Annotated in this window: 20 protein-coding genes; 8 read left to right on the forward strand and 12 right to left on the reverse strand. The window is 65.3% G+C overall.

What is annotated here, in order from left to right; translation table 11 throughout:
• Positions 1–21 precede the first annotated feature (21 nt).
• Both ACZ1JC_RS02225 and ACZ1JC_RS02230 read right to left on the reverse strand, forming a co-directional pair.
• Positions 22–1,848, reverse strand: coding sequence for an alpha-amylase family glycosyl hydrolase (locus ACZ1JC_RS02225; RefSeq protein WP_465139533.1), 1,827 nt, complete (start codon positions 1,846–1,848; stop codon positions 22–24).
• A gap of 161 nt (positions 1,849–2,009) precedes the next feature.
• Positions 2,010–4,817, reverse strand: a complete 2,808-nt coding sequence (locus ACZ1JC_RS02230) for a TonB-dependent receptor (RefSeq protein ID WP_465139532.1) — start codon at positions 4,815–4,817, stop codon at positions 2,010–2,012.
• Positions 4,818–5,060: 243 nt separating this feature from the next.
• Here ACZ1JC_RS02230 and ACZ1JC_RS02235 point away from each other — a divergent pair, with 243 nt between their 5' ends.
• The 3 genes from ACZ1JC_RS02235 (at position 5,061) to ACZ1JC_RS02245 (ending at position 8,452) form a co-directional block, all read left to right on the forward strand.
• Positions 5,061–6,101 (forward strand): LacI family DNA-binding transcriptional regulator, encoded by a 1,041-nt coding sequence (locus ACZ1JC_RS02235; RefSeq protein WP_465139531.1) that lies wholly within the window; start codon positions 5,061–5,063, stop codon positions 6,099–6,101.
• A 111-nt stretch (positions 6,102–6,212) separates the two neighbouring features.
• Positions 6,213–7,739 carry an MFS transporter gene (locus ACZ1JC_RS02240; protein ID WP_465139530.1) on the forward strand — a complete coding sequence of 509 codons (1,527 nt, stop codon included), beginning with the start codon at positions 6,213–6,215 and terminating at the stop codon, positions 7,737–7,739.
• Positions 7,740–7,870: 131 nt separating this feature from the next.
• Positions 7,871–8,452 (forward strand): outer membrane protein, encoded by a 582-nt coding sequence (locus tag ACZ1JC_RS02245; RefSeq protein WP_465139529.1) that lies wholly within the window; start codon positions 7,871–7,873, stop codon positions 8,450–8,452.
• Positions 8,453–8,546: 94 nt separating this feature from the next.
• Here the strand turns inward: ACZ1JC_RS02245 and ACZ1JC_RS02250 are convergent, their stop codons facing one another.
• From ACZ1JC_RS02250 to ACZ1JC_RS02295, 10 genes are all read right to left on the reverse strand, one after another.
• Positions 8,547–10,025 (reverse strand): aldehyde dehydrogenase, encoded by a 1,479-nt coding sequence (locus ACZ1JC_RS02250; RefSeq protein WP_465139528.1) that lies wholly within the window; start codon positions 10,023–10,025, stop codon positions 8,547–8,549.
• Positions 10,022–10,879, reverse strand: coding sequence for an HTD2 family dehydratase (locus ACZ1JC_RS02255; protein WP_465139527.1), 858 nt, complete (start codon positions 10,877–10,879; stop codon positions 10,022–10,024). The genes ACZ1JC_RS02250 and ACZ1JC_RS02255 overlap by 4 nt, the downstream gene beginning before the upstream one ends.
• 2 nt (positions 10,880–10,881) lie before the next feature.
• Entirely contained in the window at positions 10,882–11,832 is a 951-nt protein-coding gene (locus tag ACZ1JC_RS02260) for an SMP-30/gluconolactonase/LRE family protein (protein ID WP_465139526.1), read from the reverse strand.
• A gap of 23 nt (positions 11,833–11,855) precedes the next feature.
• Entirely contained in the window at positions 11,856–12,734 is an 879-nt protein-coding gene (locus ACZ1JC_RS02265) for an NAD(P)-dependent oxidoreductase (protein ID WP_465139525.1), read from the reverse strand.
• Between the two features lie 59 nt (positions 12,735–12,793).
• The gene (locus tag ACZ1JC_RS02270) at positions 12,794–13,981 is read right to left on the reverse strand and encodes a CaiB/BaiF CoA transferase family protein (RefSeq protein ID WP_465139524.1); all 1,188 of its coding nucleotides are present in this window, start codon (positions 13,979–13,981) and stop codon (positions 12,794–12,796) included.
• The gene (locus ACZ1JC_RS02275) at positions 13,978–15,138 is read right to left on the reverse strand and encodes a CoA transferase (RefSeq protein ID WP_465139523.1); all 1,161 of its coding nucleotides are present in this window, start codon (positions 15,136–15,138) and stop codon (positions 13,978–13,980) included. The genes ACZ1JC_RS02270 and ACZ1JC_RS02275 overlap by 4 nt, the downstream gene beginning before the upstream one ends.
• A gap of 157 nt (positions 15,139–15,295) precedes the next feature.
• Complete coding sequence (locus ACZ1JC_RS02280) at positions 15,296–16,504, reverse strand: FAS1-like dehydratase domain-containing protein (RefSeq protein ID WP_465139522.1); 1,209 nt, start codon at positions 16,502–16,504, stop codon at positions 15,296–15,298.
• A gap of 238 nt (positions 16,505–16,742) precedes the next feature.
• Positions 16,743–17,321, reverse strand: a complete 579-nt coding sequence (locus tag ACZ1JC_RS02285; protein WP_465139521.1) for a cysteine hydrolase family protein — start codon at positions 17,319–17,321, stop codon at positions 16,743–16,745.
• Between the two features lie 26 nt (positions 17,322–17,347).
• Positions 17,348–17,980 (reverse strand): GntR family transcriptional regulator, encoded by a 633-nt coding sequence (locus ACZ1JC_RS02290; RefSeq protein WP_465139520.1) that lies wholly within the window; start codon positions 17,978–17,980, stop codon positions 17,348–17,350.
• A gap of 32 nt (positions 17,981–18,012) precedes the next feature.
• Positions 18,013–19,245: a CaiB/BaiF CoA transferase family protein gene (locus ACZ1JC_RS02295; protein WP_465139519.1), complete on the reverse strand. Its 1,233-nt coding sequence runs from the start codon at positions 19,243–19,245 to the stop codon at positions 18,013–18,015.
• A 198-nt stretch (positions 19,246–19,443) separates the two neighbouring features.
• On the opposite strand from ACZ1JC_RS02295, the gene ACZ1JC_RS02300 reads away from it, so the two are divergent.
• From ACZ1JC_RS02300 to ACZ1JC_RS02320, 5 genes are all read left to right on the forward strand, one after another.
• On the forward strand, positions 19,444–20,448 hold the full coding sequence (locus tag ACZ1JC_RS02300; RefSeq protein WP_465139518.1) for a sugar phosphate isomerase/epimerase family protein: 1,005 nt from the start codon (positions 19,444–19,446) through the stop codon (positions 20,446–20,448).
• Positions 20,448–21,350, forward strand: a complete 903-nt coding sequence (locus ACZ1JC_RS02305; protein ID WP_465139517.1) for an alpha/beta hydrolase — start codon at positions 20,448–20,450, stop codon at positions 21,348–21,350. Before ACZ1JC_RS02300 ends, ACZ1JC_RS02305 begins: the two co-directional genes overlap by 1 nt.
• Positions 21,350–21,742: a C-glycoside deglycosidase beta subunit domain-containing protein gene (locus ACZ1JC_RS02310; protein WP_465139516.1), complete on the forward strand. Its 393-nt coding sequence runs from the start codon at positions 21,350–21,352 to the stop codon at positions 21,740–21,742. Before ACZ1JC_RS02305 ends, ACZ1JC_RS02310 begins: the two co-directional genes overlap by 1 nt.
• 167 nt (positions 21,743–21,909) lie before the next feature.
• Positions 21,910–23,064, forward strand: a complete 1,155-nt coding sequence (locus tag ACZ1JC_RS02315) for a glycosyltransferase (protein WP_465139515.1) — start codon at positions 21,910–21,912, stop codon at positions 23,062–23,064.
• On the forward strand, positions 23,061–24,197 hold the full coding sequence (locus tag ACZ1JC_RS02320) for a glycosyltransferase family 4 protein (RefSeq protein WP_465139514.1): 1,137 nt from the start codon (positions 23,061–23,063) through the stop codon (positions 24,195–24,197). Before ACZ1JC_RS02315 ends, ACZ1JC_RS02320 begins: the two co-directional genes overlap by 4 nt.
• The last annotated feature ends 20 nt before the right edge of the window (positions 24,198–24,217 follow it).

Below are 24,217 nucleotides of genomic sequence, written 5' to 3' on the forward strand. Positions count from 1 at the left end.
GTCTATTCCGGGGGGAGTGGATCAGGGTTTGGCCGCGCAGACCGCAAAGCCCAGCGGCGGCAGTTCGACGCGCACCGAACCGGGCGCGCTGGCCGTGGCGGCGCAGGCCGTGCCTGCCAGCGTCTCGAACGCAAGCGAGGCCGGATCGACGGCAACAGCTGCTGAAACCGGCGCGGTCGAGGTGTTGAAGGCCAGCAGCACTTCGCGCCCGGTCTTGGGATCGAAGCGGGAGACGGCGACGAGGCCGGGCTCCTCCGATGCCGCGCGCGTGACCGAACGGCCATCGGTCAATGCGGGCGTCTTCACGCGCAAGGCGGCAAGCTGCGCGATCAGGCGGTAGAGCGGATGGGCGGGATCGAAGCTTTCGGTCGCGGTGGTCTTTGCCGTGCCGACCAGCGCCTCGCCATTGTAGATCGCGACTTTGCTGGCGAACATGTCCTGCCGCGAAAGCTGGTCGCCGCCGGCACCGGCAAAACCCTGCTCGTCGCCGTAATAGATCGTCGGCACGCCGCGCAGGGTGAGCAGCATGGCATGGGCCAGTTCGTCGCGCCTGAGCAGTTCGTCCGCGCTCATCGCCGGGTTCGCGGCCTTCAGGAACATCGCCGCGCGCCCGGCGTCGTGGTTGCCAAGGAACGTCGGCAATTGCATCGCCGCCTTGGCGCCGCCCTCGTAAAGCCCGTCATCATCGGGCAGGCGCGCCAGTTCCTCGCTGCTGCCACCGCCCGCCGCCTTCAGAACCGCGTGCATGAAGGCGAAGTCCAGCACGCCGGGCAGCCCGGCATTGCGCGTCCAACTGGCCAGCAGCGCCGGGTCGTAATCGCCGGTCATCACTTCGCCGAAGATGTGGAAGTTCGGGATACCCTTGGCCGCCGCACGTGCCTTCATCGCGGGGACGAACGCGCGCCAGAATTCGGGGTTCACATGCTTGGCGGTATCGATGCGGAAACCGTCGACGCCGTACTTGTCGATCCAGTCGCCGTAGATCGCGATCATGCCCTCGACCACGCGCGGGTTCTCGGTCGCAAGGTCGTCCAGCCCGACGAAATCGCCGTACTGCGCGCTCTCGCCCTTCCAGTCGGTATTGCCGCGATTGTGGTAGTAGATCGGGTCGTTGAGCCAGGCGGGCACTTTCACCCGCTCCTCGCCCTTCGGCACGAAGGGGGTATAGGCGAAGGACGGATCGGTCATCTTAGCCCAGTTCGCCGCGCTGGCATCGCCGTCGCCTGCAAAGCCGGGATTGATCGGCGCACCGCCGACGCCGCCCCGGCGCGAAAACGGATAGTCCGCCTTGGAGCGGTACGGATAGCCCTGCGCAGCGCCCTCCCGATACTGGATCACGTCCGCCGTATGGTTGGCGATGATGTCCATGTAGACCTTCATGCCCTTCGCATGGGCAGCATCGACCAGCGCCTTGAAGTCCGCATCCGTTCCGAAATGCGGATCGACATGGGTGAAGTCCGTGATCCAGTAGCCGTGATAGCCCGCGCTCTCGTTGCCCTTCGGCCCCTGCACCGGCTTGTTCCTGAAGATCGGCCCCACCCAGATCGCCGTCGCGCCAAGGTTCTGGATATAGCCCAGCCGCTGCGTCAGCCCTTTGAGGTCGCCGCCGTGATAGAACGCCTTGTCCGCCGGGTCGAACCCGGTGACCAGCTTACCGCCCTTGAGGCCCCCCGCATCGTTCGACGGATCGCCGTTCTCGAACCGATCGGGCAGGACGAAGTAGATCACTTCCTGCTCGGGCGTACGCGCGCGCAGGTCTTCCAGCGGGCCTGCCATCGCGGCGGGAGCGGCAAGCGAGACTGCCAGCGCGGTAGCCAACGCAGCAAGAGAAGGAAGCAGGCGGTTCATCTCAGGCACTCTCCGATGTTTTCGTCATCGTCGCCCCGAAACCCGTTCGGGGGAAGCGGAACCGGGAAGGGAGGGAGAGGGACTTCCCGGTTCCGCCATTGCGATGCTGCCGGTGAGGAGGAGGTTCCCCGGCAGCATCGATAACTGGCTTCAGAAGGGGCTCAGAACTTATACGTGAAGCCCGCCAGATAACGCGCGCCATAGCGCTGGTAGTCGATGATCTGGCGGCTATCGCCCGGATTGGTCGTCACGAACGGTGCATTGGTCAGGTTCTGGCCCTGAATGTAGAGCGACAGCCCTTCCAGTGCGCTGCCCGGCTGGAAGTCATAGCCGATCTGTGCGTCGATGATCGTCTCGGGCTGGGCACGGCGCCGCACGCGGTTGGCCGCAAAGCCGGAGACTTCGCCGATGAACGTCGAGCGATAACGCACCGAGCCGCGCGCGTTGAAGCCCCACTTTTCGAAGAAGGCGGTGCCGTTGGCGACCCACTTCGAATAGCCCGGCAGCGCCGATGCTTCCTCACCCGGCGTCGGGTGGATCTTCGATTCCGTGTAGGCCACCGACCCGGTAATGCCGAAGCCCGACAGCGCCGAAGTGAAGGCATCGAACGGCAGCGTGCCCGCCACTTCCACGCCGTAGAGATTGCCGCCCTGCCCGTTGACCGGCACGTTGATCACCGCCGTGGGCGAGATCGTATAGCCATTACCCGGATTGGGCAGTGCCAGCGTGGAACTGTCGATCACCACGTCCTGATTGTAGATGTAGCTCTTCAGGTCCTTGAAGAAGAACTGCGCGGCGATGTAGCCCTTGGCCGCGAAGTACTTCTCGAACGTCAGGTCCAGCGCATTGGCGCGCCACGGACGCAGATCGGGGTTGCCCGAAGAACCCGTGACCTGGGCCACGCCGTTGGTGAACGTGTAGCCGTATTCCAGCGAGGCGCGCATGTCGTCCAGACGCGGGCGGATGATCTCGCGCGCGGCGGCGAAGCGGATCACGAACTCGCTGGGCATGCGCAGCGAAAGGTTCAGGCTGGGCAGCACGTCCAGATAGTCGGTGCTCGATTTGCGCATGGCGTAGATGTAGGCGGGCGATCCGTTGGCGTTCAGGATCTGCTCGCCCGTCACCGGATCGAGGTTCGGCGCCGCGCTGCCGCCGCTGGAGTTCTGGTCGGTCCAGATCGCCTGCACGCCGATGTTGCCGGTCAGTTCCGAAGCGCCGATCTGCGACTTGATGTTGGCCTGGATATAGCCGGTCATCAGCTTTTCGCGGATGGCATAGCCCTTCGAAACCACGTCCCCGGTCGGGTTCGGCACCAGATTGTAGATGCCGTCGCGGATCAGATCGAGCGGGTTGTAGCTGATCACATTGCCAAGACCGAGGTACTTGAGGTTGGTGGTGCCCAGGCGATACTGCTCCGGCACGGCAACGCTCACCGTGCCGTCGGTATTGGCGGCCAGACCCAGGAAGTATTCCTCAGGCGTCAGCGTCTTCGAATGGTTGGTGTAGTTCATCCCCGCCTGGATCGAGTTGAAGAAGGATCCGTCGAACTCCTTCGTCACTTCGGTACGGAACTGCCAGAGTTCGTCCTTGATCTTGCGGTTGTTGTAGTAGCCGTCCTGCCCGCCATAGATCGCGGTGCCGTCGGTGCCGATCTGGGTGCCGCCCCAGCCCTGCGGGCTGGTCAGCAGGATCTGGTCCCAGTCACCGTAGTCGAGCTGATGCGTGAAGGTGGTGCCCTTGGCGGCGCTGGTGAAACCGATGGTATCCGTCGCGCCTTCGCCCGCGCGGCCGGTGCCCGAATAGCTTTCGATGGTCAGTTCGTGGCGATCGGTCTTCGAATAGCTGGCATCGAACATGGCATTCCAGCCATCGTCACCCTTCCAGGTGTTGTTCCAGCCGAACGAGTAGAGATCGGCATGGCGCTGGAACACGTCGTTGCGCACCACGCCCTTCACGTCAGAGAAGCTGCCCGAATTGATCAGGCCATCCTCGACGGTATAACCGGGGTTCAGCGTCGCCGACGACCAGTAGAGCGGAAGTTCGATACCGCGCTTGATCTGGTCGTCCTTGAAGTTCGAATAGAACGCATCGATCGTCGAGGTGAAGTTCGGCGTCGGGCGCCACTGCAGCGTGCCGTTCAGGCCAAGGCGCTTCAGCTTGCTGGACGTGTTGTAGGACTTCGACCCGCCGATAACCTGATTGCCGTCCGACGTGTCGGCATAGCCCCAGGAGTTGAACTCCTGCACCTGATAGGGTTCATCGGTATAGCTGGCGCCAAGCGCGATGCCCAGCGTGTCGTTCGCGAACTGGTCCACGTACATGCCGTTGACGCGGTAGCCCTTGTCGTCCGAACCCTTGTTCAGCTTGCCAAGGTCGGCATAGACGCCGCGTGCGCCCACGGTGATGATGCGCTTGCCGGCATCGAGCGGACGGATCGTGCGCATGTCCACGGTGCCCGACAGGCCCTGCCCGACCAGGCTGGCCATCGGCGTCTTGTAGACGTTGACCGCGTTGATCACTTCGGAGGGATACTGATCGTACTCGACCGCGCGATTGTCGCCGGTGGAGGTCTGCTCGCGGCCGTTCAACAGCGTGGTCGAAAAGTCCGGCGCGAAGCCGCGGATGGAGATCGCGTTGGAACGGCCGTTGACGCGCTGAGAGGTCAGGCCCGGCAGGCGGGCGATGGATTCGGCGATCGAGGCATCGGGCAGCTTGCCGATGTCTTCGGCGGAAACCGATTCGACGATCTGCTGTGCCTCGCGCTTGCGGTTAACCGCCGATTCAAGGCTGGCGCGGAAACCGGTGACGATGATCGACTGGCTGGCCGGATCGCTGGTGACGTCGCCCGGTTCGGCGGTCGCGGCATCGGCATCCTGCGCCGAAGCGGCCTGCGGAGCGGCTGCAAGGGCCACGGTCAGCGCCAGCGCGGAAACGGCAAGCGGGCGCGAAATTCGTTCGTGAAGCGACATCTGTGTCCTCCTCCAGTGTGACCGGCCGCCGCCCAGATGTCCGTCCGTCGGCGACCGTGGAAGGCCCGGCCGTTGTCGACCGTGACATTCCTGTTCCCCCATCGCTTAGGGCGGGACAGAGGAATGCATAATATGGCATACGTATACGCAAGTGTCGGGAAGCAACGGGGCGTTGCAGTTATGCCACCTCCGTAACACTGCCTAATACGGTGGAAATGCTGGGTTTTTAAGGAAGAAAACAAGGTGGGACGCAAGCCGAGCAACAGGCCGACCAGCTTCGACATCGCCTACCTTGCCGGCGTGTCGCAGCCCACGGTCAGCCGCGCATTACGCGGATCGAAGTCCGTAAGCGCCGCCACCCGCGCCCGGATCGAGGAGATCGCGCGGGAGCTGAACTATTCGGTCGACAAGAACGCGTCTTCGCTGCGTTCGCAGCGCTCCAACACGATCGCGCTGCTGTTTTTCGAGGAGCAGACCCCGGACGATTCGAAGATCAACCCGTTCTTCCTGGCCATGCTGGGATCGATCACCCGGCAATGCGCGAATCGGGGGCTGGACCTCCTCATCTCGTTCCAGAAGATGGAAGACGACTGGCACGTCCGCTATCAGGACAGCCACCGCGCGGACGGGCTGATCCTGCTCGGCTATGGCGACTACACGCTCTACGAAAGCCGGCTGGAGCAGCTGGTCGGCCAAGGCACGCAGTTCGTGCGCTGGGGTTCGGTGGACGAGAAGAACATCGGCGCCACCGTCGGGTCGGACAACTTCGGCGCGGGGAAGCTGGCGGGCGAGCATCTGATCGGCCTGGGCCGCAAGCGCATCGCCTTTCTGGGGCAGGCGGACGAGCACTATCCCGAATTCGCGGACCGCTACCACGGCCTCTGCGCCGCCATGGCGGAGGCTGGCCTCGCCTGCGATCCGGCGCTCCAGCGCGATGCGATCAGCCATGAGGAACTGGGCCAACGCGCGATGCAGGACATGCTGGACAGCGGCGCGGAGTTCGACGCGGTGTTCGCCGCCAGCGACCTGATCGCCATCGGCGCGATGCGCGCCCTATCCGCCGCCGGGCGCGCGATCCCTGGCGACGTGGCAGTGATGGGATTCGACGATCTGCCCGCCGCCAGCATGACCAATCCGCCGCTGACGACCGTGATGCAGGACCTGAAAGGCGCGGGCGAAAGACTGGTCGAAACCCTGGTCGCGCTGATCGAGGACAAGCCGCTGCCGGCGACCACCCTGCCCTCTCGCCTGATCGTGCGGCGGAGCACGCTAGGTACCGCCTAGGTACGCTTAGGCATTCGTATGCATGTTGCCGTGAACGGAGCTGCGTGCGAGGCCGAAAACCACACAACCGCCAGGCCGTGAAGCCTTGCGGAACTCAGGGAAAAGGACGTGATGGAACAGGCGGTCTCGGGCGCAATCAGGGCTGAAAAGCCGCGGCAAAGCTGGGCCGGACTGTGGAACATCAGCTTCGGCTTCTTCGGCATCCAGATCGGCTTCGCGCTGCAGAACGCCAATATGAGCCGCGTCTTCCAGTCGCTGGGCTCCTCTATCGACGATCTGCCCGCGCTGTGGATCGCCGCCCCGCTGACCGGCCTGCTGGTGCAGCCGGTGGTGGGCCATATGTCCGACCGAACATGGCTGGGCCGGCTCGGCCGCCGGCGCCCCTATTTCCTGGCCGGCGCGGTGCTGGCGACGCTGGCGCTGCTGGTCATGCCGGAAAGCACCGGCCTGCTGATGGCGGCGATGCTGCTGTGGATGCTGGACGCCAGCCTGAACATCTCGATGGAACCGTTCCGCGCCTTCGTGGGGGACATGCTGCGCAATGATCAACACACGGCCGGCTACGCGGTGCAGACCGCCTTCATCGGCGTGGGCGCGGTGGTGGGATCGCTGTTTCCCTACGTTCTGGACCATCTCGGCATCAGCAACGTGGCGGGCCCCGGCGGCATTCCGGACACGGTGCGCTTCAGCTTCCGCGCCGGGGCGCTGGCACTGTTCGCCGCCGTGCTCTGGACGGTGCTGACCACGCGCGAATACTCGCCCGAGGAACAGGCCACCTTCGACGGTGAACACGGCCCCGACATCGCGAGTTCGGAGGCTCTGGCCCGGCGAAGCCCACTGGGCGGACTGGCATGGATCGGCGCAGGCGCGGTTGTCGCGCTGGCAGTGTGGCAGTGGGCGCTGGAGAAGGAAGTCTACCTGCTCGCCGGGCTGCTCGCCGGATACGGTCTGGCGGTGATCGCGGCGATCCTGCTCGCTCGTTCGGGCCGCAGCGCCTCCATGCTGGCGGGGATCGTCGGCGATTTCGGCGGAATGCCGCCGATCATGAAGCGGCTGGCCTTCGTGCAGTTCTTCAGCTGGTCCGCCCTCTTCATCATGTGGATCAACACCACGCCGGTCGTCGCGCAGTACCACTTCGGATCCGCCGATCCTGCCAGTTCCGCCTATCAGGAAGCGGGCAACTGGGTCGGCGTGCTGTTCTCCGTCTACAACGGCGTCGCCGCGATTGCCGCGCTGGCGCTGCTGCCCTGGCTGGCGCGCCGCATCGGCAAGGCCCGCACCCATGCACTCTGCCTGACGCTGGGCGCGCTGGGCTTTGCCGGGTTTTTCGTGCTGCGCGATCCCGATGCGCTGATCCTGCCGGAAATCGGCATCGGCGTGGCCTGGGCCTCTATCCTGGCCATGCCTTACGCCATTCTGGCGAGCAGCCTGCCGCAGTCGAAACTCGGCATTTACATGGGCTTGTTCAACGTCTTTGTAGTGCTTCCTCAGCTTCTGGTGGCGACCGTGATGGGCTCCATCATGAAGCATTTCTTCCCGCACGATCCGATCTGGACGATGGCGTTCGCCGCCGGAACGCTGCTGGTGGCCGCACTCGCCGCGCTGCGAATTGCCGGGCCCGCCGATCGCCACATCTGACGGCGTGGTACGAACCGCCGATTGTCTCCCCGTGGGAAACAGTCTGTCGAACTCTTGAGGAATTATCCCGGCGCGATCGCAGGCGCATATCCCCGCCGTCCCAAGGAGGACAGCAATACAGGGATAAGAAAATGAAGACGTTGCTCGCAGGGATCCTCGCCGCCGCATCGGTGTTCTCGATCACGCCGGCCTTCGCAGATGCGTTCAAGGGTCCTTACGTCGGTGCTCAGGCCGGCTGGAACCACGATCGCGTTCGCGGCGCCGATACCGATATCGGCGATCTCGACATTCGCGACAGCCGCGATTCCTTCGTCGGCGGCGCCTTTGCCGGCTACAATTACAAGATCACCCCGAACGTGGTGATTGGTGCCGAAGGCGGCTTCAATCTGGGCGCCGACGACGCCGTACGCAGCGGCGCTGCGGTGGTCGATCCGAACTATGCGTTCGATCTGTCCGCCCGGGCCGGCTACCTGGTGACGCCGAAGACCATGCTCTATGTGCGCGGCGGGTACGAGAACATGCGCGCCCGCGTGTCAGACGGCATTGCGCAAGGCCATGAGACGTTCGACGGCTGGAGCGTCGGCGGCGGCGTGGAGCGTGCGATCATCGACAACGTCACCGCGCGCGTCGAATATCGCTATTCGGACCTTGGCAGCAACGGCAACGGCTTCGACCGTCATCAGGCGCTGGTCGGCGTGGCATACCACTTCTGACATCGGCCGGGGTCTGGCAAACGAAAGGCCGGGCGTGCATGACCGCGCCCGGCCTTTCGCTTCATACAGGCCCCAAACCGTGGGATGCGGCGCTTCAGAACTTCATCGAGAAGGGGTCGCGCCGGTCGCCCGAGAAATCGATGAAGACGTTCTTGGTCTGGGTGAATTCCAGAATACCCGCCTCTCCGCGCACGCGGCCGAAGCCGGAATCCTTCATCCCGCCGAACGGCGCCTGCGGTGCGGCGACGCGGTAAGTGTTGACCCAGACCACGCCCGACTGGATCGCCCGCATCATCCGCAGGCAGCAGCTGATATTCTCCGACCAGATGCCGCTCGCCAGCCCATAGGGCGTGTCATTGGCGATCTGCACCGCCTCTTCCTCGTCATCGAAAGGGATGATCGAAAGCACCGGGCCGAAAATCTCCTCCGCCGCGACTTTCATGTCGTTGCGCACATCGGCAAAGATGGTCGGCTCGATGAAGAAGCCCTTTTCCAGCCCCGGACCGTCGGCCCTTCGGCCGCCCGCGACAAGCCGGGCGCCATCGCCCTTGGCGGCTTCGATGAAGGACAGGATCTTTTCGAACTGCGGCTGGTTGGCGGCGGTGCCCATCTCGGTTTCGGGCAGGCGCGGATCGCCCATGCGGATCATCTTCGCGCGGGCCGCCAGTCCTTCGACCATGCGGTCATAGACGCCGCGCTGCACCAGCAGGCGCGATCCGGCGATGCAGGTCTGCCCGGTCGCGCCGAAGATGCCCGCCAGCGCGCCGATCAGCGCGCGGTCGAAATCGGCATCGTCGAACACGATGTTGGGCGACTTTCCGCCCAGTTCCATCGTCACCGGCTTCAGGTTCGCCCCCGCCGCCTGCGCGATCATGCGGCCGACGCCGGGGCTGCCGGTGAAGCTGATCTTGTCTACCCGTTTGCTCTCGGTGAGCACGCGGCCCACCTCCCCCGCACCGGTCAGGACTTGCACGACGCCGGCGGGGAAGCCCGCCTTCTCGCACATTTTCGCCACTTCCAGCGTGGTGGTGGAGGCATGTTCGCTGGGCTTTAGGATCACGCAGTTCCCCGCGGCCAGTGCCGCCGGCAGCGTGTTGGTGAGGATCGCGACGGGCGAGTTCCACGCAGTGATCGCGGCCACCACGCCGAACGGCACGCGGATCGCGAAATCGAGCGTATCTTTCTGGTCCAGCGGCACGACATCGCCGTGCATCTTGTCCGCCCAGCCCGCGTAATAACGGAAGATGCGCGCGGCATAGCCCATCTGGTTGTGCGTTTCGCGGATGACTTTGCCGTTGTCGGTGGTCTCCAGCAGCGCCATGCGATCGGCATCGGCGTCGAGCAGATCGGCCACCTTGTTCAGCAGCTTCGCCCGCTCGCCCGGTGTGGTCTTGCTCCACACCGTGTCGAACGCGCGCCGGGCGGCGGAGATGGCATCCTCCACGTCACCGGCAGTGGCGACGGCGATCTCGGCATGGACCGACTGGTCGTAGGGATTGATCGCCGGAAGCGTGCCGCCGTCCGAAGCGGCACGCCATTTGCCGTCGATGAAAAGGCCGTAAGTCTCGGTCATGATGCGCTCCCGGCCAGAACCGAGGCCGAAACCGAAGTGCGCACGGTGGCGACCATGTTCTTGCCCGCGCCCTGCTGGGTCCAGACTTCGGCGCCGTCCTCGGTCGCCTGCCCGCAGACATGCAGCGGCACGCCGTCGAAAGCGGGCTGCTGGCCCCGGAAGTCAAACCCGGTCACCGGCACATCCAGATTGCGCGCGGCCAGCGAAACCAGCAGCGTCGCCTGAAGCGGCCCGTGGACGACAAGGCCGGGATAAGCCTCTTCCTCCATCGCATAGCTGCGATCGTAGTGGATGCGGTGGCCGTTCATGGTGAGCGCCGAATAGCGGAACAGCAGCACCGAATCCGGGGTCACCTCCTCCCGCCAAAGCGCATCGGGCGCCGGCGCGGCAACCGGGGCGGGCAACATGGCGGAGGCTGGCTCGCGGTAGACAAGGTCCTGCTCCTCGCTCACCGCCACGGCGCCATCCGCAGCCAGATCGTGGCGCACGGTCACGAAGACGAGGCGGCCGGTGCTGCCGGTCTTTTCCTTGATCGCGCTGATCGTGGAGGTCTTGGTGACGGTCTGCCCCAGCAGCAGCGGCTTCACGAACGACACGCGGCCGCCCGCCCACATGCGGCGCGGCAGCGGCACCGGAGGCAGGAACCCGCCCTTGGCCGGATGCCCGTCCACGCCTAGGCCCTGCGGCGGCTTCACGTCCCAGAAGTAGAGCCAGTGATGCAGCAGCGGCAGGGCATCGCCGGCCTTGCCCGCTCCCTCACCGCCCAGCGCCACGTCCAGGGCATTGCTGCGCGCGGGTTCCAGCACATCGGTTACCGAAATGCTGCGGCCGATCCAGTCTTCGAATTCGCTCACGTTCAGTTCCTTTGGTGGAGCAGGGGCAGGCCTGCGCGCGGCCAGTCTACGGCGATCAGCAGGCCGTGGCCGGATACGGTGATCCACGCCGTCTTCATGTCCGGCCCGCCGAAACAGATATTGGTGCAATAGGGCTCCGGCCCCTGCCAGTATTCGAGCTTCTCCCCTTGCGGAGAGAACACGGTGATCCCGCCCGTCACCAGCGTGGCGACGCAGATGTTGCCACCCGCCTCCAGCGCCATGGAATCGAAGCGCTGATATCCGGTCGCCTGCCCCAGCATCGTGCCGCCATTGGGCGAGGGCCACGCCACCTTGCCAAGCTCACCGTTCTCCAGGATCGGCCATTGCCACAACCGCCCCGTCTCGGTTTCCGAAACATAGAACGTCTTCTCATCGGGAGAGAGGGCGCAGCCATTGGGCGTCACCAGCGGGAACGCCGCCTGCCGGATCCACGATCCGTCCGCCGCCGCGTGATAGACCACGCCGCAGTCCATCACCCGGTCATAAGTCTTGCCGTGATCGGTGAACCACATGTTGCCGCCCGCATCGAAAGTGATGTCGTTCGGGCCGTTGATCGGCACGCCGTCGCAGTGCGTGTAGAGCGTGATCACTTTTCCGGTGGCAAGGTCCACGCGCTGGATGCCGCCGCCGGTATAGTCCGCCGCGCGGCCGTGCGGGCGGTTGTAGCCCTTCACGCCCTGAATATCCTCAGTAATCCAGTGGAAGCCGCCGTTGTTGGCGACATAACAGGCCCCGTCCGGCCCGATCGCCGCGCCGTTCGGGCCGCCGCCCAATTCGGCCACCACTTGCTTGCGGCCATCCGGCTGCACGCGGATCAGGCGCGCGCCCTTGATCTCCACCACCAGCACCGAGCCATCGGCCATGGCGATCGGGCCTTCGGGAAAGATCAGGCCATCGGTGACGATCCGGTATTCCAGCTTGCGCAGTTCCATGAGGTTCTCCTGCTCGGCCCCGTTCAGCGGGGATCGACGACCTGAATGATCGCGGGAAAATAGGCCTGCCCGATCCCGGCATCGACCGCCGCCTGATAGTATTCGGCGGCCAGACGCGGCAGTCGCGGCTCCACGCCCATCTGCTCGGCCAGTTCGATGGTGTAGCCCAGGTCCTTCAGCGCATAGGGCGCGGGAAAGGCCTTTTCCGGGAACTGGCGCGGCACCATCGCCTTCAGCCCGTGGTTGCGCAGGGCAAAGCTGTCTCCGGAACCGAGCGAGACCGCCTCCACCAGCTTGGCCGGGGCAACGCCCGCCCGTTCCGCCACCACGAACATTTCGGCCAGCGCCGCCACCTGTTCGAACAGCAGGGTGTTGTTGATCAGCTTCACCACCTGCCCGCAGCCCACTTCGCCGCAGCGGGTGACGTCCGACCCCATGTAGCGCAGCAGCGGTTCGATCCGCGCGTAGAGCTCCTCCCCCGCGCCGACCATGATCGAGAGCGTGCCGTCGATCGCCGCCTGCCGCGTGCGCGCCACGGGAGCGTCGGCAAATTCGATGCCCTTGGCCGCCAGCAGCAGGGCAACCTCGCGCGCTTCGGCCACGCTGGTGGTGGAAAGGTCGATGACGATGGAGCCCACCGAACCCTGCGCGGCAATCTCCTCGCACACGGCGCGGACCTGCTTGCCGCCGGGCAGCGAAAGGAAGATCACCTTTGCCGCCCGCGCGACATCCGCCACCGATCCCGCCGCGACAGCACCGCCCGCGACCTGCACGGCCAAAGCCTCCGCATTCATGTCGAAGGCATGGAGCGGCGCGGCGTGCTTGCGGGCCGCGTTCGCGCACATGCCGCTGCCCATCACGCCAAGGCCGATGAAGCCCAAGGTCGGTGCCGTCTCATCCATCTTCCCAAAGTCCCCAATATGTTTTCAGGCGCATGTTTTTCAGGTACTTCGCGCCCAATTCACCAGATAACTTCGGCCTCTTCCAGTGCCTTGCGCTCATCGCGGCCCATGCCCAGCAATTCGCCGTAGACGTAGTCCTCATGCTCACCGAGCGCGGGGGTGCCACGCGCGATGCCGATCTCCGCGCCCTTCGAAAGCCGCATCGGCACGCCCACGGCAGCGCGGCGTTTGCCGTCGGGCTCGGTGACTTCGACGATCGCGCGGCGGGCCCGCAAGTGCGGATCGGCGGCGATTTCCGGCGTCGTCCAGGAGGCATGGGCAGCCACGCCCGCCGCCTGCAGGCGCTGCGCCGCCTCTTCGGCGGGAATCGTGGCCGTCCAAGCCGAAACCACGGCATCCAGTTCGCGACGATGGGCATGGCGATCCGCCTCCCGCGCAAATCGGGGTTCCGGCGCAATCCCGGTCACGCCGCAAAATGCCTGCCACTGCGCATCATGTTCCACCGCCACGGCAATCCAGCGATCCTCACCCAGCGCGGGATAGACACCGTGCGGGGCCATGCGCGGATGATCGTTGCCGGCGCGCCGGGGCTCTCCTCCCGCAGCGGCCAAGAGCAGCGCCTCCCCCACCAGAGAGGCGGCAACTTCGCGCGCGGCCACATCGACATGGCCGCCCTCGCCCGTGGCCCGGCGGCGATGGAGCGCCGCCATCACCGCGACGGCCGCGTTCATGCCCACGGTGTGGTCCATCACATGGCGCATTTCCACCGGAGGCCCATCTTCATAGCCGGTCAGTTCGCCCAGCCCGCCCCATGCGCCGAACAGCGGCGCGTAGCCGGCAAAGTGGCTGTCCGGCCCGCTCTGGCCGCAGGAGGAGACCGACAGCATCACCAGATCCTGCCGCACCGCCTGCAAGGCCGCAAAGCCAAGGCCCAGCCGGTCCATCACGCCGGGGCGAAAGCTCTCCGCCGCCACGTCGGACACGGAGACAAGCCGCTTGGCCAGCGCCGCGCCTTCGGCCTTCTTCAGATTGATGCGTACGGACAGCTTGTTGGAGGCGACCTGATCGAACGTGGCCGGCCCCATGCGGCCATAGACCGGATGCGGCTTGCGAAAGGCATCAAGGCGCATTGTGCTCTCCACCTTCACCACTTCGGCGCCAAGCTGGGACAGCAATTGGGTGCAGAACGGCCCGGCGTTGTGCACGGTGAAATCGGCGATCCGCACGCCTTTCAAGGGCAGCGTCATGACAGCACCTCCGCCGGGATTGGGTTCATTTCGCCCAGTTCCGGCGGCCCGCCGCGCAGCGAGAGCGGCGTCCGGTCCACGTGAACGGGAGAAACCAGCATGTTCACCAGCCCGGTTCCCGCAACGGGCACCGGCTGGAACAGGCGGCGATGATGCTCCTGACTGCCGCGCAGGATTTCGGCGGGCGTCTTGTAACGGGCGATGGGCACGGAGAGTTTCTGCCCTTCGGCCACGATATCATCCACTTTGCGCACGATCGCCCATTCGCGGATGTGGCGATTGATTTCCGGCCCACGCCGGCTGCGTTCCAGACTGTCCGCCAGCGCCGGGTCCAGTGCCCAATCCGGGCTGCCCAGCAGCTTGACCAGACCGTCCCACTGCCGCTGTTCCAGCGTCAACAATTCGACATATCCGTCCGCACAGGGGATCACCCCGCCATAACGGAAGGACCGCTCTACGCGGTGCTCGATGGAGCCATCGCCCAGTCGCTGGATTGCGAAGGCGCCCACCGCCAGCGCGGCATCCTGGCTGGCCACATCGACGAACTGGCCGCCCACATCGTCCCGCACCCAAAGCGCGGACAAGGCGCCCAGCGCGGCGGCGATGCCGCCCTGCATCTCGGCAAAATGGCCGGCGATCTTCACTGGCGCCCGGTCCGGAAATAGCTCCACCGAAAGCCCGTTGGGCAGCAGATTTCCCTCACCCGAAGCATGCTGGAGCGTGATCTCGCTCGCGTGCCAATGCGCCTTGGGGCCATGGGCACCGAACGGCAGGACCGAAACGTGGACAAGGTGCGGATGGAGCGCGGAAAGCGCAGCCTCGTCAAGTTTCAGGCCCTGCCTCCCCGCGAGCGGGGAATCGTCGATGAAAATGTCGCTTTCGCTCAGCAAGGCGCCGAGCGCGGCCTGCCCCTCGTCCGTCGCCGGGTCGCAGACCACGCTGCGCGCCCCGGCGGCCAGATAGGCGAACAGGGCCGAGGTGGGCTCCGCTCCCTCTCCTTGTGCGAGGAATGGAGGTTCCGCGCGCAAGGCCGAACCGCATGGCGGTTCGACGAAGATCACCTCGGCCCCCTGCACGCCCAGAAGGCGTGCCGCATAGGCCGCCGCCACGCCCGAAGCGTGAACGGCGACCTGAAGCCCATCGAGAGGAGCGGTCACGCGGTCCTCCCCGGCACGGGGAGGTGGCAGCGTGAAACGCTGACGGAGGGGATCGGCGTCCTCACGCAACGTCGCGTCAGGACGCGACTCCCCTCCACCATCCGCTGCGCGGATGGTCCCCCTCCCCGTTCCGGGGAGGACAGGAGCCCGCCTGAAATCACCGAACGACCGGCAGTTCGAGGTCGAGGCCGGAACCGTCGACGAAGACCTTGATCTGGGGATCGAGCGACGGCAGCACCACCGTTGCCAGACCCGGCGTGGTCAGTTCGCCGCGCTGGTTCTCACCCTTGATCTCGATATCGACGAGGGCGTGGCCGTCCTTGACGTACTTGCGCGTCACGGTGCCGCGCGCCCAGGTGCAGTCACCCATGGTGTTGAAGCGGCTCATGCGGGTCTTGATGCGCTTCAGGAAGCCGGCGTCGCCCATCCAGTTGGTGACGAGGCTGGCCATCCAGGCCGAACGCTGCGGGCCGTAATCGTAGACCCCGGGCACGCCCACTTCCTTGGCGGTGGATTCGCGGTGGTGGCCGATGCCGGTGTATTCGATGCCGCCGCCCGCTTCGGGGTTGCGGAAGAAGTGGCCGGGATGCTTCACCGCGTTCTTGAAGATCACGCCGTGGGTGTGGCCACGGCCGCAGCCGACCAGGAAGCCCATGGTGTCCATCAGGCTGAGCGGACCGCGCACGATTTCGGGCAGCTGTTCGCCTTCCTGCACTTCTTCCCAATAGCGCACGTTGCCGCCGCGAATGTTCTTCTCTTCGTCGAGGATCGCGTGATCGATGTGCTCGAATTCCTCGGCGGTGTATTCGTGCGTCTTGATGTCGGCGTACTTGCCCGCCTCACGCGCGGCCTTGCGCTCGTGACGGGTGCAGGTGCCCAGTGCGCGGGCAACCAGTTCGCCGCGCTGGTTGTAGTAGCTGGCCTCGACATACTGGAGGACAAGCGTGCCGGAGAACTGGCTTTCCTTCACGTCCACGCCGACGACGCGCTCGATCGCGGTCAGACGGTCGCCGGGGCGGATGTGGCGGAACATTTCCCAGTCGTTGCCGGCGTAGAAGCCGTGAACGCCCGGAAGGCCCCAGCGCGTGCGGCCGACCCAGCCGAATGCCATCGGGAAATTCGGGTGGGCCAGCATCGAGCCATGGCGCGTAAGTCGGCCGACTTCGAGATCACGGTAAAGCGGGTTGAGATCGCCGATGCCGTTGCAGAAGTTGCGGATCGTGTCCTCGGTCGCGTCCTGAAGATAGGGGCCTTCGGGGCGCAGCTGCATGCCGATCATGTTCTCGGCCGCCTTGATCGCCTCTGGCGTGATCTTGCCCTCGGCCGGCGCCGCGCCGACTTCCTTCTCGCTGGTAACGGTAGCCATGTTTTGGAGATCCCTTTTCCCATCGGGCAAGGGCGTGCCCTCACCGCATCTGCATCAATGATGGATAATGCATTATTTTGGAGCAGAGATGAGGTCCAGCATGGGCGCAGCGCCCCGGCGATTGATTGTAGGCTTGATGGATCTCGCAGGCACAGCAAGGGGCGCCGTCAGGTGCGCTTATGTGTCTTTAAGGTGCGGTTAGGTGTCGTTCTGGTGGGGGACTGATCTGCCCCGAAATTCAGCCGTGCCAGTCGTATTCCATGCTGCGGATGATCCGGGCATAACGGCCGAGGCAGGCCAGCGCGTCCCGGTGTTCTTCGGGTGAAACCCCGGCACAGCAGTCCTCCAGGATCACCACATCGTAGTCGCGGTCATGCGCTTCACGCGCGCCGGAATGCACCACGCCATTGGTGGAAACGCCGCTGAGAACCAGCCGCTCGATCCGATGCGCGCGCAGGATCGCTTCCAGCGACGTGGCGTAGAACGGGCTGACGCGGTGCTTGACGATGTCGAAATCACCCGGCTCCGGCGCGACCGCCGGGTGGACTTCGGTTCCCGGCGTCCCGAGCTGGAATATCCCGTTCTTGCGGGCGCCCGAGAAGATCGGCGAGCTTTCGGGCGCCTCCCGGTAATCGGCGGAAAAGCCCACGCGGACGTAACCGACCAAGGCGCCCGCCGCCCGCGCGGCGGCAATGGCGGCACGGGTATTTTCCAGCACGCCGCGTTCGCGCACTTGCACCCCATACGTCTGCGCGCTGAAGCCGTCCTCGGCGACAAGGTCGTTCATCATGTCCATGACGAGGAACAGGGTTTTCATCGCGAAAAATCCTTGGTGGTAGAGGGTTATGCGACGGATTCGCGCAGTTCGCGAAAGCCGGTCTCGATGTGCTGGCGGGTCGCCAGCATGGCGGCACCGGAATCGCCGGCGATCAGCGCCGCCAGCATATCGTCATGCTCGTCGGCGGCACGGCTAACGCGGCCCTCCAGCCGGTTGATGAGGTCGAAGGGATAGCGGGCCCAGAGAATCTGCACGAAATGCAGCGTTTGCGGCATCCCTGCGATCTCGAACATGCGGTGGTGAAAGCGATAGTTGGCCGCACGCGCCGCCTCGTTGTCTCCGGCCGCAAACGCGGTCGCGAACTCGGAGCCCAGCACTTTAAGTTCGGCGATATCCGCGCCGGTCACTTTCTCCACCGCCCCGCGCACAAGCTGGGTTTCCAGCAGGATGCGCAAGTTCAGCACTTCGCTGGACGCCTCGATATCGAACGGCGCCACGGTGGCGCCGCGATGGCTGTCGCCGATCACGTAGCCTTCGGCCGAAAGCAGTTTCAGCGCCTCCCGCACCGGGGTGATGCTGGTGTTGAGCATCGTGGCGATTTCCTGCTGTTTCAGCCGCGAACCGCGGGCAATCCGGCCGGAAATGATGCCTTCGCGCAGGAAGTCGGCGACTTGCTCCTCCTTCGTGCGAAACTGCATCGTTGCCCCGGCACCGGCCACCATCTGCTACCTCACCCCTTCTGCCGGACGGGTGCCCAGGCGAAATCACCCGGTTGATAGGCCTTTGCCGCCCCCGATGACAACAGCGCGGCCGCTTCATCGGCGGCATAACCGAGTTCTGCCAACAGCGCTTCGGTATGCTCACCGATTTCGGGCGGCGGCAGGCCGGGTTCGGCGGCAGCTCCCGGCTCCGGCGCGAACTCCGGCACTTCGAACTGGAGGCCGCGAAATTCGACGTCGCGCAGCTTGCCTTCGGCGCGCGCCTGCGGCGCTTCGAGTACACGTTCGAGCGGCATGACCTCATGAAACCCAAGCCCCGCCGCGTCCAGACGCCCCACCGCGTCCTCGAACGTCAACGCTTCGACTGCGCGCCGCACGGCCTCTTCCACCGTCTCACGCGCTTTCTTGCGGTCTCGCAGCTTTGCAAATTCCGGTGCGCCGTCCTCGGGCATCGAAAGCGCGCGGGTAAGCTTGGCCCAATGCGCGTCGGTGAGCACCAGCAGGTAGATCCAACGCTCGTCGACGGTGCGATAGGCACCGTAGCCGGGCATCGAGAACTCGCCGCCGCCCTCCTTCTCCAGCCGGCCGAGAAGCTGGGTCTTGAGCTGCATGCCCGCCAGATCGCGCGCGGCAAGATGCAGGCCGGTTTCGTAGAGCCCCACCTCGATCCGGCGCGCAGCCTCGTCCGCCGTGGGGTCCATCAATGCGGCGAGCACGCGGATCACCGCGTAAGTCCCGGCGAACTGATCGTGATAGGAAGGGCCGAACCGGGTCGGCCGGCCATCGACGCGGTGGTCGTCCATCGCCCCGGTGGCCGCCTCGGCAATGGGGTTGGTCATCAGCCCTTCGGCTTGCGGGCCATGGGTATAGCCCTTGATGTGAACGTGAACGAGATGCGGGTTCCCCGCCATGCAATCGTCCGCCGAAACCCCCAGCTTGCGCGCCGCCGACGGGGCCAGATTGTGGATCACCACCCGCGACGTGGCGACCAGCCGGCGGAACACCTCCCTGCCCTGCTCGGTCGTCAGGTCCAGGCAAATCGCCTTCTTCGAATGGCTATAGGCGATGATCGTTCCCGAAGGCCCGCCACGCACCAGCGACCGCGTGGTATCGCCCGCCGGCGGCTCGATCTTGATCACCTCCGCCCCCAGTTGCGAGAGAATGTGCGTCGCAAAAGGCGCCGCAATCATGGTGCCGAGTTCCAGCACGCGCATGCCCGAAAGGGGCCGAAATCCGTTGCTCATGTCCGACGATTAACAATAATGCATTATCCATCATAGAAGGAACTGCATCCGCATGGCGATATGGCGCCGCCGGCGAGGCGCCCCGGCCGCTGGCCGCGGACGCCTGAAAGACCGTTGACAACCCATAGCGCACGCCCATAAACACGAATTGTAATTCTAATAATGGTCGTCCGTTCGGGCCGCCGGGGAGAAGGTTCCATGTCCAAGATCCAGCGGGGCGTCAGCCTCTACAGCTTTCAGGAAGAGATGTTCCTGGGCCAGATGAACGTCGAGGACTGCGTGGCCTTCGCCAGTTCCATCGGGGCTAAGGGCATAGAGATCCTGCCCGAACAGAACATGCCCCGCTTCCCGAATATAGACGACGCCGCAGTGGCGCGCTGGCACGACATGCTCGCCCGCCACGGCGCGCATTTCACCTGCTACGACATGTTCCTCGACACCAAGCTGCGCAAGGGCGAAACGATGTCGGACGAGGAACAGGTGGCCAGCATCCGCCGCGATCTGGTGCTGTGCAATCGCCTGGGCATCCGCAACATGCGCGTGCTGGTCTTCGTGCGGCCCGACATCCTCGAAAAGTGCGTGCCCTATGCGGAAGAACTCGACGTCCACATGGGCGTGGAAGTCCACGCACCGTGGCATCTGGAACACGCCTGGATCCTGCGCACGATCGACGTGGCAGACCGGCTGGGCACGAAGCACCTCGGCATCCTGCCCGACATGGGCATCTTCATGAAGCACTACCCGCCCGAATTCCGCGCCCGTTTCGAGCGGCAAGGCGCGCGGCCGGAGGTGACGCAGTTCATCGTCGACCAGCACGAACAGAAGATCATGTGCGAATACACGATCTACGAAGTGGCGGTGAAGATGGGCGGCAACAAGGCGGAAGTCGCCATGGCGGAAACCCTGCGCCACGCACCTTTCGCCAACCCGAAGCGGATCAAGGACTATGCCCCCTATTTCCGCCACATTCAGGCCAAGTTCTACGGCATGGCGGAGGACTGCACCGACCCCACGATCGCCTATGACGAAGTGATCCCCGAACTGGTGAAGTGCGGCTGGGAAGGCACGCTTTCCAGCGAGTACGAAGGCAACCGCTGGATTCAGGACGTCTCGCCCGTGGACAGCCGTGAGCAGGTGCGCCGCCAACACGTGATGTTCGAAAACCTGATCGCCAAGGCCGAAGCGGAACGGGAGGCGGCCTGATGCGCCGGTTCGCCGCCCTGTTGGCGGCTACGGTGCTGCTGGGCAGCAGCCCTGCCGCATTCGCCCAGCCCGCCGTCAGCCGGGAGACGATCCCGGCGCCGCGCCAGCCCGGCGCCATCGACCTGCCGGTTGCCAAAAGCACCCCGCAGCGAGAGGTCTGGCATCTGGACGGCACGCAGGTCGCCGTGCGCAACGTGACCCAGCCCACGCTCACGCCAGTGCTGCCGGTGGGCAAGGGCACCGGAGCCGCCGTGATCGTGGCACCGGGCGGCGGATTCCTTGGTCTTGCGATCGAGAAGGAAGGCTGGGACGTCGCCCGATGGCTGGCCAACCATGGCATTGCTGCATTCGTGCTCAAGTACCGCGTGCTGCCGACGCCGCCCGATCAGGAGGTGTTCGCCAGCGAGATGGCCAAGGTCGTCACCGGCGGAAAGGCCAGCTTCGCACCGCCAGCCGATACGCCGCAACCGGCGCTGGACGATGCCCGCGCGGCCATCGCACTCGTGCATGACCGCGCCAGCGAGTTTGGCGTGGACCCGAACCGCATCGGCATGATGGGCTTTTCGGCAGGGGCGATGCTCACGCGCAGCCTTGCCACGCATCCGGGCCAGTACATGCCCGCCTTCATCGCGCCGATCTATCCGATGATGAACGCGGTGGAGGTGCCCGCGAACGCGCCGCCGATGTTCGTGGCCCTCGCCGCCGACGATACGCTGTTCGGCAAGAGCCCGTTCGGCTTAGTCGATAGCTGGCGCGCGGCCGGAAAGCCGGTGGAATTCCACTACTACGCCGCCGGCGGCCACGGCTTTGGCCTGGGCAAGCCCGGAACCCCCACAGAGGGATGGATGGATCAATTGTACAGGTGGCTGGCCTCGTCCGGCTTCCTGTCGGGAGAGAAGTGATGTTCGACAAGTACCTGATCGACGCGGCCACGCTGCGCAACACCGGCCCCGCCGATGCCCCAACCGGCTTCGCGTTCGAGGCGAAGCTGGGCTATTATCGCGGCCTTGGCCTCTCGATGATCGAGAAGCTGGACGTGTCCATCGACGGGGAGACGCTTCCGCGCGAAGCGGTGCGCTTCGACGAAGGGAACGGCCCGCTATCGTTGGACGAGATGGAGACCGCTTACGAGCGGCGCTGGCCATTCGGCACCCCGGCGACGATCCTTGTCGAACGGGCGGGCGGTTTCCCGCAGGGCGATCACGAAATTTCGCTGTTGCAGCAACTTCGCGTTTCCTACTTGCCCTTCCCCTCGATCAACAGCGACGCCAAGTTGGTGTCCTTCCCGGGATAACCCGCAGGCAGCACGCCTCGTCGGTAAAGGCCGACGGGGCACCCCTTTTGCGCCTGCCGGCCACTCCCAATGGCTGGGTCGTGCGCCGCCATTCTCGCGGTTAACGTGTCTTCCCGCCGCAATGCAGCATAAGGTTGCATAAGGGCAGATAAGGTGGCCGCGTCGCGATGGGCTCGCAAGCTCAACTCCGTGCCTTGTTCGTAATCAACTCGCTGGCCGGGGGCGGGGCGGAACGCGTGTTTACCACGCTGGTTCGCGAATTGAGCGGGCCGGGCCGAGACATGGAGATCACGGTCGCCCTGCTGGATGAAGAGGCCGACGAGGCCTACCACCTGCCGCCGGAAATCCCGGTGGAACGGCTGGATACACGCGGCGGCCTGCTGCGCAGCGTCACGCAATTGCGGCGGCTGGTCGGGCGGCTGCGGCCGGATGTCACCGTATCGTTCCTGTCCCGCGCCAACGTGGCAGCCGTGGTAGCCATGCGCCGCACCGGCGGCCCGGCCGTCATCAGCGAGCGCGTCAATACGACGGCACACCTCAAGTCCGGCCGGTTCGGCTTCCTCAGCCGCCTGCTGATCCGCAGCACTTATCCTTCGGCCCGCAAGATCATCGCGGTGTCCGAAGGCGTCGCGCAGACGCTGGAGAACGACTTCTCTGTGGAACGGGAACGGATCTGCGTGATCTACAATCCCGTGGACATCGAACGCATCCGCAAGATGGCCGCGATGACGCCCGAAATCGCGGTTTCACCCCAGGATTTCGTGACGATGGGGCGTCTTGTCGCCAACAAGAACACGGCCATGGCGATCCGCGCGCTGGCGGCATCACAGTCCCAAGGCCGGCTGATCGTATTGGGCGAAGGGCCCCTGCGGGACGATCTGGCAGCGCTTGCCCTATCGCTGGGGGTGGCAGAGCGCGTGCAGATGGTCGGCTTCCTTGCCAATCCTTATGCCGTGCTGGCCCGCGCGGGTTGCTATCTGCTGACGTCCAATGCGGAAGGATTTCCCAACGCCATGCTGGAGGCCATGGCCAGCGGCCTGCCGGTGGTCGCCACGGATTGCCCCTCCGGCCCGTCGGAAATTCTTCAGGTCAGCCTGGACGGCGAAAATCCGGCCTTCGGGGCCGGTGGCGCGCTGGTTGCCATGGACGATCACACGGCGATGGCGCGCTGCATGGACCGGTTAGTCGAACCTGCCGCACGCGCCGCCTGCGTGCACGAGGGCATGGCGCGGGTCGATGCCTTCTCCGTATCGCGCGCGGTGGAGGCTTTTCGTGATACCATCCTGACCGCTGCGGCCGGAAACGGAGTGCTGCCCGGATGAAGATCTGCGTGACAGGACTTCGCGGCATTCCCGGCGTGATCGGTGGCGTGGAAACCCATTGCGAGGAACTGCTGCCGCGGATCGCCCAGATCAATCCGGACATCGAAATAGAGGTCTGCTGCCGCGCGCAATACGTCGACCCGGAAATGGAAAGCTTTCGCCGCGTGCGGCTGGCACCGCTCTATTCTCCATCGGGCAATGCCAGCGAAGCGCTGGTCTCCACCGCCGTGGCCATCGTCCATGCCTGGCGTCAGGGCGTGGACGCCGTGCATATCCACGCTGTCGGCCCCGCGCTTCTCGCCCCCCTTGCCCGTATCCTGGGCCTGAGCGTGCTGCTGACGCACCACGGCGCGGACTACAAGCGGGCGAAGTGGGGGAATGTCGCCAGATCGATGCTGCGGCTGGGCGAGTGGCTGGGAATGCGCTGCGCCAATCGGGTGATCTGCGTCTCCCCTTCTCTGGCCGAGGACATGCGCGATCGCTACCCCGCCGCCGCCGGCAAAGTGGTGTTCATTCCGAATGGGGTCGACCCGCCCGAACCGCCGGAGGAACCTGCCGAAGAGGTGCTGGCACGGCTGCACTGCGAAAGCGGCAATTATGTGCTTTGCGCCGCCCGCCTCGTGCCGGAAAAGGGCATCGATTACCTGATCGAGGCCCACCGCCGCAGCGGCGACAACCGCATGCTGGTGATCGCCGGCGCCGGCCGGAAAGGCGATCGCTATGCCGAGGAGTTGATGGCGCAGGCCGGGGACAATGTGCGTATGCTGGGCATGCAACCGCGCAGTGTGCTGGGCGTGCTCTATCGCCATGCCTCGCTGTTCGTGCTGCCGTCCTTCCACGAAGGGCTGCCGATCGCCGCGCTGGAGGCACTGTCCTGCCATTGCCCGGTGCTCTTGAGCGATATTCAGCCCAATCTCGATCTCGGCTTGCCGCCGCAATGCTATTTCCCGGTGGGCGACGTCGATGCCCTGGCACAGCGTCTTGCCGAAGGCCAGGCGAACCTGGACGGCGGCGGCGGCCCGGTAAGCGCCGCTCTGATGAGCTGGGATGAAGTGGCCGCCCGCACCGCCCCCTATTACCGCGAGATGGTGGGCCGCACCCGCGTAACCCCGGAATTGCGCAATGCCGGCTGATCCCTTCGCGCCCGCCGCCC

This window comes from Sphingomonas sp. BL-S-28 (genome assembly GCF_055521515.1).

What these genes read in the sequence shown, in the direction of transcription:
- ACZ1JC_RS02225 (WP_465139533.1), bottom strand. Translation starts at nt 1,848, where the DNA reads ATGAACCGCCTGCTTCCTTCTCTTGCTGCGTTGGCTACCGCGCTGGCA.
- ACZ1JC_RS02230 (WP_465139532.1), bottom strand. Translation starts at nt 4,817, where the DNA reads ATGTCGCTTCACGAACGAATTTCGCGCCCGCTTGCCGTTTCCGCGCTG.
- ACZ1JC_RS02240 (WP_465139530.1), top strand. Translation starts at nt 6,213, where the DNA reads ATGGAACAGGCGGTCTCGGGCGCAATCAGGGCTGAAAAGCCGCGGCAA.
- ACZ1JC_RS02245 (WP_465139529.1), top strand. Translation starts at nt 7,871, where the DNA reads ATGAAGACGTTGCTCGCAGGGATCCTCGCCGCCGCATCGGTGTTCTCG.
- ACZ1JC_RS02250 (WP_465139528.1), bottom strand. Translation starts at nt 10,025, where the DNA reads ATGACCGAGACTTACGGCCTTTTCATCGACGGCAAATGGCGTGCCGCT.
- ACZ1JC_RS02260 (WP_465139526.1), bottom strand. Translation starts at nt 11,832, where the DNA reads ATGGAACTGCGCAAGCTGGAATACCGGATCGTCACCGATGGCCTGATC.
- ACZ1JC_RS02265 (WP_465139525.1), bottom strand. Translation starts at nt 12,734, where the DNA reads ATGGATGAGACGGCACCGACCTTGGGCTTCATCGGCCTTGGCGTGATG.
- ACZ1JC_RS02270 (WP_465139524.1), bottom strand. Translation starts at nt 13,981, where the DNA reads ATGACGCTGCCCTTGAAAGGCGTGCGGATCGCCGATTTCACCGTGCAC.
- ACZ1JC_RS02280 (WP_465139522.1), bottom strand. Translation starts at nt 16,504, where the DNA reads ATGGCTACCGTTACCAGCGAGAAGGAAGTCGGCGCGGCGCCGGCCGAG.
- ACZ1JC_RS02285 (WP_465139521.1), bottom strand. Translation starts at nt 17,321, where the DNA reads ATGAAAACCCTGTTCCTCGTCATGGACATGATGAACGACCTTGTCGCC.
- ACZ1JC_RS02290 (WP_465139520.1), bottom strand. Translation starts at nt 17,980, where the DNA reads ATGCAGTTTCGCACGAAGGAGGAGCAAGTCGCCGACTTCCTGCGCGAA.
- ACZ1JC_RS02295 (WP_465139519.1), bottom strand. Translation starts at nt 19,245, where the DNA reads ATGAGCAACGGATTTCGGCCCCTTTCGGGCATGCGCGTGCTGGAACTC.
- ACZ1JC_RS02300 (WP_465139518.1), top strand. Translation starts at nt 19,444, where the DNA reads ATGTCCAAGATCCAGCGGGGCGTCAGCCTCTACAGCTTTCAGGAAGAG.
- ACZ1JC_RS02305 (WP_465139517.1), top strand. Translation starts at nt 20,448, where the DNA reads ATGCGCCGGTTCGCCGCCCTGTTGGCGGCTACGGTGCTGCTGGGCAGC.
- ACZ1JC_RS02310 (WP_465139516.1), top strand. Translation starts at nt 21,350, where the DNA reads ATGTTCGACAAGTACCTGATCGACGCGGCCACGCTGCGCAACACCGGC.
- ACZ1JC_RS02315 (WP_465139515.1), top strand. Translation starts at nt 21,910, where the DNA reads ATGGGCTCGCAAGCTCAACTCCGTGCCTTGTTCGTAATCAACTCGCTG.
- ACZ1JC_RS02320 (WP_465139514.1), top strand. Translation starts at nt 23,061, where the DNA reads ATGAAGATCTGCGTGACAGGACTTCGCGGCATTCCCGGCGTGATCGGT.